The following is a 13,334-nucleotide window of genomic DNA, read 5'->3' as shown; positions in this document are numbered from 1 at the left end:
ATATTCCCCCTACTCCCGCGGCGCTTGCAGGGCCTTAAAAGTGCGTTTATTGTTGCCTGTGTGAAAATTGTTAAGACCCTTGCGGGCGGTCTTGCCGCTCTGCTTCTTGCTGGTAGCGCGGTAGCTCCGGTTCAGGCTGATGCCCAGGATCTTTCCTCCCAGATCAATAACCAAGTCAACAGTGCGGTCAACGAAGCAAACCGCGCCGTCGCGGATGCGGCCAACCAGGCAAACGCCGAATGGAACAAATTTGTGCAGATGGCCAACGAGTCCCTGCCAAACGGCTCGTCGCTGCCTCGCAATCCCTTCCCGGCGCCGCAGGTTGCTCCTGTGCCCGCGCCCGCGCCTGGTCCCGCTGCTGTCGGTCCGTGGTCGCCGCAGGCGCCCGCACCCGTTGCCAACGGAACCAACGGTGAAATCCATGCTGCTGGACGCAGCTACCTCATCTGGGTGCCGCGCAATTACAACCCGTCGAAACCGACGCCCGTGATGGTTGGATACTCGGCGTACCAGGACTCGACGGAAAACTTCCGCAACTATTCGCGTCTGCGAGAGTCCTCCGTCGGCCGCGACGCCATCATCGTGTACCCGCGCGCTATTGGTGCTTCCTGGGAAGGCTCGCCGACAGCCGCGACCCGCCCGGGGCAAGACATCGCGTACGTCCGCGCCATGATCAACGACGTCCAGCGTTACTACAACATTGACCGCCGGCGTATCTTCGCCACCGGCATGTCCACCGGCGGCGGTATGGCGGCGGTCTCCGCCTGCCACATGGCTGACCTGTTTGCAGGCGTGGCCGGTGTCTCCGGCGCCTACTACGCTCCGGTCAACCAGGGTTGCCAAAACATCCCCATCGCATTTATGGCCTTGCACGGGACGAACGACACGCTCACGCCGTACCACGGCACGATCCGTCGCGGTCAGCGCGTCCTGCCTGTGCCGGAGCTGTTCGGTTCCTACGCAGCCCGCAACGGCTGCGGCCCCGGCCTCGACCGCGCGCCGCTGCCCAACGCCACTCGCGTTTCCGCCCGCGGCTGCCGCAAGGGCGTTGAGGTTATCCAGGTCCACGGCTCCAACCACTTCTGGTGGTACTCGCCGTCCGCCGCCGACGAGATGTGGGCGTTTCTCATGCGCAACCCGAAGTAGGGGTTGGAAGGAGGAAAACGCGCCGCAAAGAATGCCGGTTGCCTTCGGGCAGCCGGCTTTTTCGGTGCGTTCGTAGGCCTGGGTCTCGAGTTGGGGTTGAGGAGGTTCTGCAACTGCGGAATTGCGGGAGGGTGGGGGCCGGAGGACGTCGATAGGCACATCGCACCTCGCGCTACGATTGCGGACATGACTGACTCTTCAATGCGCGTACGTTTTTGCCCTTCACCGACCGGGACCCCGCACGTGGGCATGGTGCGCACGGCACTGTTTAACTGGGCGCAGGCCCGCCACTGCGGCGGCACCTTCGTCTTCCGTATCGAGGACACGGACGCCGCGCGCGATTCTGAGGAGAGCTACCAGGCGATCATTGATTCGCTGGAGTGGCTCGGACTCGCCTGGGACGAGGGGATCAACGTTGGCGGCCCACACGAGCCGTACCGCCAGTCTCAGCGCAGTGAGATCTACAAAGATGTGCTGAACAAGCTCATTGAGGCCGGTGAGGTCTACCCGGCGTACTCCACGAACGAAGAGGTTGTAGAGCGCCACAAGGCCGCCGGCCGCGACCCCCAGCTGGGCTACGACAACTTCGACCGCGACCTCACCCAGGAGCAGATCGACGCGTTCGAGGCGGAAGGCCGCAAGCCCGTGTGGCGCCTACGCATGCCGGACCAGGACTGGACCTGGAACGACCTGGTGCGCGGCGAGGTGACGTTCAAGTCCGAGACGCAGCCGGACTTCGTGGTGGCGCGATCCAACGGCGCGCCGCTGTACACGCTGGTGAACCCGGTGGACGACGCGCTGATGGGAATTACCCACGTTCTGCGCGGCGAGGACCTGCTGTCTTCCACCCCGCGCCAGATGGCGCTGTACGAGGCGCTCAAGCGCATCGGCGTGGCCGAACGCACGCCCGAGTTTGGCCACCTGCCGTTCGTGATGGGGCAGGGCAACAAGAAGCTGTCCAAGCGCGACCCGGAGTCGAACCTGTTCAACCACCGCGATAACGGCATCATCCCGGAGGGCATGATCAACTACCTCGCGCTGCTGGGGTGGTCGCTGTCAGCGGATAAGGACATCTTCAGCGTGGACGAGCTGGTCGAGGCCTTCAATGTCAACGACGTGCTGGGTAACCCCGCCCGCTTCGACCAGAAGAAGCTAGAAGCCATCAACGCCGACCACATCCGCTTGCTGGAGCCGGAAGATTTCCGCGACCGCCTTCGTGCGTACCTCACCGAATACACCGAGTTCCCGGCGGACTACCCGGCGGACAAGTTCGCTGTGGCCGCCGAGCTGGTGCAGACGCGCATCAAGGTGCTTTCGGACGCGTGGGGCTTGCTGAAGTTCTTGGTCATCGCGGACGACGACCTCGAGCTGGACGAGAAGAGCGCTAAGAAGAACCTCAAGGACACCGCCGTGGAGCCGCTGGACGCCGGCATCGCCGCGCTGGAGGCACTCGGCGAAGGGGAGTGGACCACGGCCAACATCGAGGCCGCGTTGAACACCGCGCTTATCGACGACCTCGGGTTGAAGCCGCGCGTCGCATTCGGTGCCCTGCGTGTGGGCGTCACCGGCGCTGCCGTGTCGCCGCCGCTGTTCGAGTCCATGGAGCTGCTCGGCCGCGAGTCCACCCTGAAGCGCTTGCGCGCCGCGCGGGCCGTAACGCCGTACCAGGCAGCAGAGTAGCTCGCGGAGTAGTTACAGCGCTGTTGTTTCTCCGTCCCCAGGTCGCCGGTTTGTGTGCGGTGGCCTGGGGATTTGGTGGCTTAAGCGCTTCATGGTTATAGTAATCCACGTTGTTCAGCCGGGCAGGCGCGGAACCCAGAGTGGGAAAGCGCAGGTCAGAACTGAAAACAATGGCCTATGGTGTAATTGGCAACACTACGGTTTCTGGTACCGTCATTCTAGGTTCGAGTCCTGGTAGGCCAGCTGCAGAGCTTTGAAAGTTCTGTGTCCTAATGCCCCGTTCGTCTAGTGGCCTAGGACGTCGCCCTCTCACGGCGGTAACACGGGTTCAAATCCCGTACGGGGTACAACGTTGAACCTCCGATCCAGTTGTTGGGTCGGAGGTTTTTCACGTTGGGAGTACATTGTCCGCATGGTGTGGAAGTTGTCGTCGCTGCTCAGCGGCAGGGTTCAGCAAAGCGGTTCCAGTCTCATTGACGCGTCCAGTGTTCCAGTCGCGGCATCGAGTCTGTTCTCCGCGATCCCGCTCCTGGCAGTCCCGGCGCTGTTCCTGGCCACGCTGGGTGGGGGAGTGTTCGGCTCTTCGTTGTACGAGGGGGCGAGTAGCCATGGGTCGTCGTTACGCAACGGCTCGAGCAACGTCGGCGAGACCTTCCCGGATGAGGATGCCCGCCCAGCGACGCTGCAGTCTGTCACACACATTGAAAACGACATTTACGAGGTCACCGTGTATTCCCACGCCATGGGTAGGGAAGTCAAAAACGAGGTGATCCTGCCCGGCGGCCCGGATAACGAGACCCCGCGGCCAACGTTCTACCTGCTCATGGGGGCCGACGGGGCGGCGAACGGCTGGTCCTGGCGCAACTCTTCGGACTATCAGGAGTTCTTCCAAGACAAGCTGGTCAACGTTGTCACTCCTATAGGTTCCGTGTCCTCTATGCAGGCAGACTGGTACCGCGAGGACGAGGCGACGGGGCGCAACAAGTGGCTCACCTACTTCACCAACGAGCTGCCGCCGCTTATGGACGAGTATTTCCACGGCAACGGCCGCGACGCAATCGCAGGAATTTCTATGTCCGGCGGGCCAGCCCTGCACATCGCGTCTTTGGAACCGGGGCGGTTCCGTGCCGCGGCGTCTTACTCGGGTTGTCCGGCCACCTCCGGCGTGCTGGGTGACACCTACGTGCGCCAAGCGTTGAATCTCAACGGGGCGGACGCAGCCAAGATGTGGGGCATGTCCAGTGATCCTGCGTGGGTAGCGCACTCGCCCGTGCTTCACCTGGATGCGCTGCGAAATACAGCGTTGTTCGTCTCCGCGGCGCAAGGGGTTCCGGGAGCGATTGATGGCACCGAGACATCATCAGAACGGATAGGCCCGCCTCTGGCCATCGAGGCTGCCTCCTACGCCTGCTCCTCTTATTTCGTGGACCAGGCCCAGCGTGCTGGCCTGGATGTGGAGTGGTACCCGCAAGTGGAGGGCACGCACAGTTGGGGCCTGTTTGAGAAGTCCATGCGAAAAAGCTGGGGCGTGATCGGGCCCGCCCTCGACGTGCAGCGCTTCGAACGGACAATCCCGGTGACTAAGTCGCCGCTGCCGGAGGAGGCGCCGCAGCCGGTCGGGGGTTCTGTCGGTTCAAGTAGGTAGGTGAACTCTGGTTCTACCTGGTGATTTGTAGGTAAACACAGCCATGCTTTATCTTTAACAAGTCGCAAACAAGCGAGCGCGCCCCGTTCGTCTAGCGGCCTAGGACGTCGCCCTCTCACGGCGGTAACACGGGTTCAAATCCCGTACGGGGTACAACGCAAAACCTCCGATCCGGTTGTCGGGTCGGAGGTTTTTGCATTGGTAGCGTAGGGCGGATGAGCCCCCTGGATTTCTTCGAAATTGATGTCTTCGCAACCGGCGCATTCACCGGCAACCCGCTCGCCGTCATCTGTGGCGCGGATGCCCTCACGGATGCGCAGATGCAGGCTATCGCCTCCTGGACAAACTTTTCCGAGACGACGTTCCTGCTCGAACCGTCCAACCCTGAGGCTGACTATCGCGTGCGTATCTTCACACCGACTGAAGAGTTCGACTTCGCTGGTCACCCCACGCTCGGCACCGCGCGGGCGTGGTTGGAGCTGGGCAACACGCCCGGCACCGCAGGTCGCGTGATCCAGGAGTGCGGTGTGGGCAACGTTGAGGTGCGCGTCCACGGCGACACGCTCGCCTTTGCCACCCCGCCCCTCAAGCGGGAGGGCCCGTTGTCTGCGCAGGAAAAAGATGAGGTGTGTGCGACCTTCGGCGTCGATAGGCAGGTGCTTATCGACGCCTCATTCGGCGACAACGGCCCAGGGTGGAAGCTAGCGCTGCTGGACGACCTGGACGCGCTGCGCGCGCTCGAGCGGCCCGAAGGCAGCCGGCTAAAGGTGGCGTTCGCCGCGTTGACCGGCGGCGATGACCCTGCTTACGAGCTGCGCGCGTTTACCCCGTCCTTCGAGGATCCGGTCACCGGCAGCGCGAACGGAGCAATGGCGCAGTGGTTGCGAGGGCGCGGGGATGTGCCGCCGCGGTACACGGTCTCGCAAGGGACAGCGCTGGGGCGTGACGGGCAGGTGGATATTGCCGACGACGGGGAGGACATCTGGGTGGGCGGCCGAGCTGTGGTGCGGGTTCGCGGCACACTAGACGTGGAGTAGAAGCGCTTGGAGAGCCGGAGCGCATAAGGTGGAGCGCATGCATGCGTCCTCTGATTCTGACCTTCTCTCCGCTATCGGCAACACACCCCTCGTGGACGTGTCCGCTGGATTCGCTGGCCAATCCCGAGTGTGGGGCAAGCTTGAATCTTTCAACCCGGGCGGGAGTGCGAAGGACCGCACGGCGCGCGCGATGGTTGCAGACGCTACCGCGAAGGGGCTGCTGCACCCTGGGGCGGTGGCTGTGGAGTCCAGCAGCGGCAACCTGGGCATCGCGCTCGCACGCGAAGCTGTTGTCGGCGGCTGGGAGTTCCACTGTGTGGTTGACCCCCGCACGAACCAGGCGACACTCTCGATGATTTCCGCGCTCGGGGCCGTGCTGCACCCGGTGCGCGAGCCTGACCCGGAAACAGGAGACTGGCTCACGGCGCGGCGCAACCTCGTGGCACAGCTCAAGGAGGATCTCGGCGCGGTGAACCTGGATCAGTATTCGAACCGGGCGGCCTTTGACGCCCACGACCAGGGCACCATGCGAGAAATTGCGGAGCAGCTCGGTCATGCACCGGAGCTGCTGGCGGTAGCGGTGAGTACCACCGGCACGGTTGGCGGATGCCTGCGGCATATCCGCGAACATGGCTACGCAACGAAGGTTGTCGCGGTAGACGCGGAGGGGTCGGTGCTGTTCGACGGCGACCGGGGTGAGCGCATCCTTCCTGGATATGGCGCTGGTGTTGTCACGGAACTGTCAACAGCGGTTTCGCCGGACCGGGTGGTTCGGGTTCCGGCAGCAGCTGCGGTCAGCGCTGCGCGTGGCCTGGCTCGAGCCACAGGATTCGTGCCCGGGGCGTCTGGCGGGGCAGTGGCGTACGCGGTTGAGCAGCTCATAGCGGAAGGGGCAGCTGAAGAGGTTGTGGCGGTGTTCCACGATGACGGGCGGGCCTACCTGGACACCGTCTACAACGATGAGTGGGTTGCTGAAAACATCGGAGGTGCGCTGTGAAGGTAGCAATTATCGGGGCGGGCCCGCGAGGGTTGTGGGCCGCAGAAGCCCTCATGGAGCGCGCACGGCAGCGCGGGGCCGCTATTGAGCTGACAGTGTTTAACGAGCGCCCGCTTTCGGAAGCATCGGCACCGGGGGCGTTCGGTGTGTCTGTGCCGCAGGAGTGGATTCTGAACGCACCCAAAACCATTGTGCGGACTCAGCTCGGCGCACTAGATCCTCAAAGCGAGCTCGCTGGTGACTTCCCCAGCCGGCGGCATGTAGGGGAGCACCTCGTCGCATCCTGGCGCGCGCTGGAGCAGCATCTGCCGCCGCGGTGCAGCGTCGCACACCGAATGAAGCGAGTGGACATGGTCGAACCGACCGCTGGAGGAGTCAAGGTGAGCGGCGAGCACTTCGACGAGGTGCTGCTGGCCACCGGCCATGCCCACGACTGGCCGGGATCACTCGCTCACGAGGATCTCGGCGACTTGAAAGTGGTTGCGCCGCCGTACCCTGCGACGAATCTTGACGTGGTCAGCACGAACGACATCGCGGTAGTGCGCGGGGCAGCGCTGACGTTCATCGACGTAGTGAAGTACGCGAATGCCAAGGCGTTTTACCCGGTCACCCGTTCCGGCCGGTTCATGGAGGTGAAGGCGTACCTGCCAAGCGACGCCGAGCGACAAGCCCGGCCCGTCATTCAGGCGGCATCGCAGGCAATCCTCGAGTGCGAGCACTTGGATCATCTCGTAGAGATCCTCACGGCCTGTGCAACGGAGATTTTGCGCATTGTCGAGGGCGACGGCGGCGAAGTAGAGGTCCGCGACGTCTTTCTGGGAAAGGACTTCACTGGGGACCCGGTTGCAGAATTACGGGCGTCGCTTGAAGCAGCGCTCGGCGAGCGGCCGTGGACGCCGGCACTTGCGGCGCAGGTCGCCTTCCGGGAAACGTACGACGCACTGATAGAGCGGTCCTCATTCGGCGGCCAGGAAACGCTCGGCGGCAAGGATTTCCACGACTTCACCCGAACCATGGAGCGCGTCGCCTTCGGCCCGCCGGCTGAATCCGCATCGGCGCTGCTTGACCTCATCGGCCAAGACCGCGTGCGCACCGATCTGATCGGCCGTGGTGAGGAAGATCTCCGCACACTCGCACAGGAGGTGGACGCAACCGTTGTCATCGACGCGGTGCTTGCGCCGCCTGGGGTGATTGACGGCACGTTGGTTGGCAACCTTGTGGCCGCCGGCATCGGCATCCGCGACGGTGATACCGGCGCCCTCGAAGTCGAGCGCGACGGCACACTCGTCGGCCAGATGCACATCGCTGCGACAGGACGCATGAACGAGGGGCGCATCCTCGGACACGACACACTCAAGCGGACACAGCACGACGTCGTCGACCGCTGGGCGGACCGTGTCAGTGCTTCGGCCATGGACACACCAGATCGCGTCCACGGCCTGCCGCCGCTTGAACCAACACATGTCGCGTGGTCCGACAGCCTGCTCGCAGACTCGGATGCGTGCCACCGCTTGCTCGATGAGTACGGCAGTCCAGTCAACGTGCTGCATCCGGGCCCGATGCAGGCCAATATCGACGAATTGGTCAAGGCCGGTCGTGACTGCGGCGTTGAGACGAAGGTGTTCTACGCGCGTAAGGCCAACAAAGCGTTAGTGTTCGCCGATACCGCGCGCGATACGGGCAACGGCGTTGACGTGGCCAGCGAGAACGAGCTGCGCCAGGTTCTCGCCCACAACGTCCCCGGCGATCGCATCATTCTCTCGGCAGCGATCAAGCCGGATTGCCTCCTGCAGCTCGCCATTGACAACGGGGTGGTTATCTCCGCTGACAACCGCGCGGAGTACGACCGGATTGATGCCCTCGCCGCTGCGTCCGGTCTCACCGCCCGCGTTGCCCCGCGCCTAGCTCCGGACCCCGACACTATGCCGCCGACCCGGTTCGGCGAGCGGCTGGGGGACTGGGCGTGGCATCTGCGCGAGCCGTCGTCAAGCGTGCGCATCGTCGGTGTCCACGCCCACCTCCACGGGTACGCAGCCGCCGACCGTTCCGCGGCGCTGCGCGAATGCTTGCAGCTTATCGACGTCCTCACGGCGGCCGGCCACACTCCCGAGTTCATCGACATCGGTGGGGGCGTGCCGATGCGTTACCTCGCCCATGAGGAGCAGTGGCGCAACTACCAGCAAGCTATTGCAGCGCAGCGCGCCGGTTACGCGGAGCCGTTCACGTGGAAATCGGACCCGCTCACCAACACCTACCCTTACTGGCAGGAACCCACGCGGGGAACCTGGCTCAAAGAGGTGCTCGCGAACGGCGTGGCACAAGGCCTGCGCGAGCGGGGCCTTCGGCTGCACCTGGAACCGGGGCGGTCCCTACTGGACGGCTGTGGTGTCATTTTGGCCCGTGTGGCTTTTGTGAAAACGCGCTCGGATGGGCTGCCCTTGGTGGGCTTGGAGATGAACCGCACGCAGTGCCGCACGACGTCGGACGATTACCTCACCGACCCAAAACTGGTGAAGCGGACGCCCGACGGTGAGCCCCTCGAAGCGTTCCTGGTGGGTGCGTACTGCATCGAGGACGAGATTATTCTTCGGCGCAAGATCCGCTTCCCGCGGGGCGTAGCCGCCGGCGATATCGTTGCGATCCCGAATGCGGCCGGGTACTTCATGCACATCCTTGAAAGCGCCTCCCACCAGATACCGCTTGCCAAAAACGTGGTGTGGCCTGCGGGAGAGCTCGACGCCATAGACCGCGGTTAATCCCGCGGGATGGTTGAGGCCCCGGCACCGCTGCTGCGCGGTGTCGGGGCCTTCTCTTGGCTGGTGCTTCGGCGTTAGATGTTGAACTGGTTGCGGATGTCCTCAACCCACTGCGGGTTCACGCGGACAAGGACAGCGAAGATGGACGCCAGCAGCCCAACAAGGATGGCCAGCACGGTGAGGATGATGCCGCCAGTGCTGCTGCCGGAGGTGCTGCTGCCGGAGGCACTGCCCTCAGTGTCAACGCCATGAGGCTTCTCGGCTGCGGACGTGGAAGACGGGGTCGCAGCCGGCTCGGCGCCCTTGGTCACCGTTGTCGGCACAGCGACCGTCGTGGTCTTCACCACGGTCGCCGTTACCGTGGTGGGCACCGTCTTGGTCTTTTCCACAACCTTGGTGGACGGCGAGGTTTGCGTCGAGGTTTCAGTCACGGTGGCCTTGCCGGTAGAGGTGGTGGTCTCGGTGAGGACCTTCTCAGACGTTTCCGTGGCGGTCACGACCTGGGGTTCGGCGTTCTTGGTGATCGTGGTCGGGACCTTCACCGTCTCAGTTTGGACAACGGTTTCCTTCACCGTGGTGGGCACCGTCTTGGTCTTTTCAACAACCTTGGTGGACGGCGAGGTCTGCGTGACCGTCTCAGTGACGGTGGCCTTGCCAACCAACGTCTTGGTGGTGGTCACGAGTTTCTCGGACGTCTGCGTGGTGGTGATCGTTACCGGCTTTGACTTCTCGGTCTCCGGCGCAGGCTCGGTTGCAGTCTCGGCCGTGGTGGCGGTTTCGCCTTGGGTCGGGGCAGCGGCAGAGGACTCCTCCGTCGGGGTCTGCGTCGAGGTTTGCTCGGTCGAGGTCTCCTGCGGCTTTTCGTCGTCCTTCTTGCGAAGCGTCACCTGGTCCACCACGTACGGAGTGTTGATGTTGTAGGTGGTCAGCTTCAGCTCGGTCGGCGAGACGTCGATGCTAGTGTAGTCCGGGTTATAGTCTTGGCGCCAGCGAGCGGTGGAGTCGTGCGCCAGATCGCGGGCGCGTTCCTCACGGATGTTCGGGTGCTTCTCGCCGTTCTTGTCCTGGAAGTCGTAGTACTTGCCGCCAGTCGCGGTGGTGGAGGTGACGTAGAGTACTTCGCCGTCTTCTGGGATCAGAATGTCGCCGGACTTGGAGGCGCCCTCGGGGATGACCGGGGTAAACCCGTTCATCAGGTGGGTGCGGGTGTAGATGTGGTCGTGGCCGCTGAGCACGAGGTCGACGCCAGCCTCCGAGAGCTTCGGAGTCAGGGAGTCCCGCAGCGCGGTGACATCCGGGTCCGTGTAGTGGGTGCCCTGCGAGAACGGGGCCTGGTGGATGCCAACGATCACCCAATCCGCGTCAGCGCCGTGCTCCGCAATGGTGTCGTTGACAAACTTGGCGTGCGTGTCAATGTCGGCGGCGCTGGCACGGTTGCCGTCGAGGCCGATGAACAGCACGTTGTTGTAGTTGAAGAAGTAATTCGCGGTGCTGCCCACCTCGTTTGGCAGGAAGTAGGTGTCCCGGAAGTGGCTGTCGGGTGCGTAGGTTTCGTGGTTGCCCTTCAGCACAGCGAGGCGATATTTCTGCAGCTGCTCCGGTGCGGTAAACGCCTCAAGCTGCGCGACGGGGGCGCCCCAGCCTTCAGCTTGATCGCCCAGGTGCATGATGAAGGCGGAATCCGGGTGCTCGCCTGTAGCAACGTTGACGGCTTTGTCCCAGGCGGCGGCTTGTTCCTTGATCTTCGCGTCCACACCGATCTGAGCGTCCGCCATTGCGAGGAAGTTCCAGGAATCAGCATCAGCGCCGGTGGTAAACGAGCGCTGCCCACTCCAGCCGCGCCTTTCATCCCCAACGCGGTAGACATACTCGGTTTCCGGCTGGAGCCCGGTCATCTTCGCCTCGTGCGGGTAAAAAACGGCGGCGTTGTACGGCCCGGCGGGCGATTCAACGCGGGTGACGTCCGCCGGCTCGCCGGCAGGCCAGTATTCGAGGAACTGCGTCCCGGACCGCCTGGACTGCCAGGCCAGGTTTGCCTCGGTGGCGTCGGAGCCGATGCCGAGCACGATGCGGCTGATCTTGGTGTTGATCGCATCGTCCTGCGCGTCGGCGGAAACGGCGGTGGTGAGCGGCGCGAACAGGGAGATGACAACCGCGGTGGCGGCTGCACGGCGGTGCACGGAGTACATGCGGGGAGAATGCGTGAGGGTCATGGTTGCTCACTTAAATCACGCGGTTTTAACAGCCGGTTACAAGCACTGCGTCACCTTGGTGAATTGAAAGTGAATTTTGGGCAACTAGGCATTGCCCTTGTTGCGAGCGATTCGCACCTAGTTGAGAGTTACCTGTATGAGCGCAAAATTCAGTGTGAACCGCCGTGTGTTCCTGCAATCTGCCGCTGCGGCTGCCGCCGTTACCGCCATCGGCACGGGCGGTGCCTACGCTGCCCGTCGCAACACTGTTTCCACGCCGGAGGAGCCCACCCCGGCTGAGAACTGGGATCTGCCGTTCCTGCATGGGGTTGCCTCCGGCGACCCGCTGTCGGACCGTGTGGTGCTGTGGACACGCGTTACTCCGTCGCGTGAGGCGCTGCCTGGCTCCGGCCTCGGCGAGGATGTGCAGCTGGAGTGGCAGATTGACACGTCGGAGGATTTCTCCAGCCCGACGACGGGCACCGTGACCACGTCTGCGGATTCGGACCACACGGTGCACGTTGATCCGGCCGGGCTCACGCCGGATACCGAATACTTCTACCGCTTTATCGTGCGAAGCGGCGCGTTCGAGGGGTCTGTTTCGCCGGTTGGCCGGACGCTGACCGCGCCTGCGGCGGACGCGGACCTCGACCAGCTCAACCTCGCCATCGCATCGTGCGCGAACTGGGAATCCGGCTTCTTCGCGGCGTACGGGGATATGGCGCAGCGTGCCCGGTCCGGCGAAATCGACCATGTGGTCTTTCTGGGCGATTACATCTACGAATATCCCACTGGCGAGTACGCGGGCAAAAGTGGCGTGGCGCGTATGCACCACCCGGAGTGGGAGATTTCCACGCTGGAGGATTACCGCCAGCGCCACGGCCGCTACCGCACTGATCTCAACCTGCAGGCAGCGCACGCTGCCTGCCCGTGGATTGTGGTGTGGGACGACCACGAGTCCGCGAACGACAGCTGGCTGGACGGTGCGGAGAACCACACCGACGGTCGTGTGGAGGGCCAGTGGCACGAGCGTCTGGGCAACGCCGAGCAAGCGTACTTCGAGTGGCTTCCGGTGCGAGCGCGTTCTGCGGAAGACGACGACCAGCTGCTCTACCGTAGCTTCACTTTCGGCACACTGGCGCAGTTGATCATGATGGATCTGCGTTCGTACCGCAGTGAGCAGACCACCGGCGATCAATCAGTGGACGCTGAGCGCACGATGCTGGGCAAGAAACAATTCAACTGGCTCGCACAGCAGCTGCAGGATTCTGACGCGCGCTGGGATGTGCTGGGCAATTCGGTGATGATCTCCCCGATGCGTTTTGTCACCGTCCAAAACAACGATAAAGCCAATGTTGCTTCGGGGTACATGCAAGAACGCGCAACGGGCATCACCGTCAACTCGGACCAGTGGGACGGTTACGCTGCGGAGCGCGACCGCGTGCTCACCATGTTGGACGAGCAAGAGTCCAACGCGTTGTTCCTTACTGGCGACATCCACTCGGAGTGGGCGAACTCTATCGTTTCGCCTTCCGGCTTCGGGGAGATCGGGTGCGAGATGGTGACAACGTCGATCTCCGCTCCGAATGTGGACGACATTCTCACAGACGTCTTCGGCACTTACCACAGGGAGGACAACTCCACCTCGCTGCTGGTGGAGCGGATGATCCGCGAGTACAACCCGTGGGTCAACCACATCGACTTTGACGCGCACGGCTACGGCATCGCAAGCATCCACTACGACTACGTGGACATGCTGTACTACCGCGTTTCAGACGTGGAGGACCCGGATGCCGCAGTCAGCCTCGGCACGAAGCGTCAGTGGCGCATCGGCGAGGGGTTCGTCGAAGCATAATCTGCTTATCGACGACGGCCGCGACA

The 13,334-nt window shown here is 63.4% G+C and carries 8 protein-coding genes and 3 tRNA genes; 10 read left to right on the top strand and 1 reads right to left on the bottom strand.

Annotation, left to right across the window (positions count from 1 at the left end; all coding sequences use genetic code 11):
• Positions 1–60 precede the first annotated feature (60 nt).
• The 9 genes from HMA55_RS11355 (at position 61) to HMA55_RS10220 (ending at position 9,261) form a co-directional block, all read left to right on the top strand.
• Positions 61–1,146, top strand: a complete 1,086-nt coding sequence (locus HMA55_RS11355) for an alpha/beta hydrolase family esterase (protein WP_181192951.1) — start codon at positions 61–63, stop codon at positions 1,144–1,146.
• A 186-nt stretch (positions 1,147–1,332) separates the two neighbouring features.
• Entirely contained in the window at positions 1,333–2,826 is a 1,494-nt protein-coding gene (gene gltX / locus HMA55_RS10255; RefSeq protein ID WP_181192950.1) for a glutamate--tRNA ligase, read from the top strand.
• Positions 2,827–2,997: 171 nt separating this feature from the next.
• Positions 2,998–3,069: transfer RNA gene (locus HMA55_RS10250), tRNA-Gln, on the top strand.
• 31 nt (positions 3,070–3,100) lie between these two features.
• Positions 3,101–3,173: transfer RNA gene (locus HMA55_RS10245), tRNA-Glu, on the top strand.
• 65 nt (positions 3,174–3,238) lie between these two features.
• Positions 3,239–4,471: an alpha/beta hydrolase gene (locus HMA55_RS10240; protein ID WP_181192949.1), complete on the top strand. Its 1,233-nt coding sequence runs from the start codon at positions 3,239–3,241 to the stop codon at positions 4,469–4,471.
• 80 nt (positions 4,472–4,551) lie between these two features.
• Positions 4,552–4,624 (top strand) — tRNA-Glu (locus HMA55_RS10235).
• A gap of 62 nt (positions 4,625–4,686) precedes the next feature.
• Complete coding sequence (locus HMA55_RS10230) at positions 4,687–5,508, top strand: PhzF family phenazine biosynthesis protein (protein WP_181192948.1); 822 nt, start codon at positions 4,687–4,689, stop codon at positions 5,506–5,508.
• Between the two features lie 37 nt (positions 5,509–5,545).
• Positions 5,546–6,505, top strand: a complete 960-nt coding sequence (locus tag HMA55_RS10225; protein ID WP_181192947.1) for a pyridoxal-phosphate dependent enzyme — start codon at positions 5,546–5,548, stop codon at positions 6,503–6,505.
• Entirely contained in the window at positions 6,502–9,261 is a 2,760-nt protein-coding gene (locus HMA55_RS10220) for an FAD/NAD(P)-binding protein (protein ID WP_181192946.1), read from the top strand. Before HMA55_RS10225 ends, HMA55_RS10220 begins: the two co-directional genes overlap by 4 nt.
• A gap of 74 nt (positions 9,262–9,335) precedes the next feature.
• On the opposite strand, the gene HMA55_RS10215 is transcribed toward HMA55_RS10220, so the two are convergent.
• A complete protein-coding gene (locus tag HMA55_RS10215) occupies positions 9,336–11,474 on the bottom strand; it encodes a purple acid phosphatase family protein (RefSeq protein ID WP_181192945.1) in 2,139 nt (712 codons plus the stop codon).
• A 136-nt stretch (positions 11,475–11,610) separates the two neighbouring features.
• On the opposite strand from HMA55_RS10215, the gene HMA55_RS10210 reads away from it, so the two are divergent.
• A complete protein-coding gene (locus tag HMA55_RS10210; RefSeq protein ID WP_181192944.1) occupies positions 11,611–13,308 on the top strand; it encodes an alkaline phosphatase D family protein in 1,698 nt (565 codons plus the stop codon).
• Positions 13,309–13,334 lie beyond the last annotated feature (26 nt).

It is taken from the genome of Corynebacterium wankanglinii (assembly GCF_013601005.1).
Taxonomy (GTDB): domain Bacteria; phylum Actinomycetota; class Actinomycetes; order Mycobacteriales; family Mycobacteriaceae; genus Corynebacterium; species Corynebacterium wankanglinii.
The sequence above is the reverse complement of the archived record's forward strand: the minus strand, read 5'-3'. Positions and strand labels throughout refer to the sequence as shown.

Excerpts from the sequence above, each read along its gene's own strand:
- HMA55_RS10230 (WP_181192948.1), top strand. The coding sequence starts at position 4,687 with ATGAGCCCCCTGGATTTCTTCGAAATTGATGTCTTCGCAACCGGCGCA.
- HMA55_RS10240 (WP_181192949.1), top strand. The coding sequence starts at position 3,239 with ATGGTGTGGAAGTTGTCGTCGCTGCTCAGCGGCAGGGTTCAGCAAAGC.
- HMA55_RS10215 (WP_181192945.1), bottom strand. The coding sequence starts at position 11,474 with ATGACCCTCACGCATTCTCCCCGCATGTACTCCGTGCACCGCCGTGCA.
- HMA55_RS10225 (WP_181192947.1), top strand. The coding sequence starts at position 5,546 with ATGCATGCGTCCTCTGATTCTGACCTTCTCTCCGCTATCGGCAACACA.
- gltX (WP_181192950.1), top strand. The coding sequence starts at position 1,333 with ATGACTGACTCTTCAATGCGCGTACGTTTTTGCCCTTCACCGACCGGG.
- HMA55_RS10210 (WP_181192944.1), top strand. The coding sequence starts at position 11,611 with ATGAGCGCAAAATTCAGTGTGAACCGCCGTGTGTTCCTGCAATCTGCC.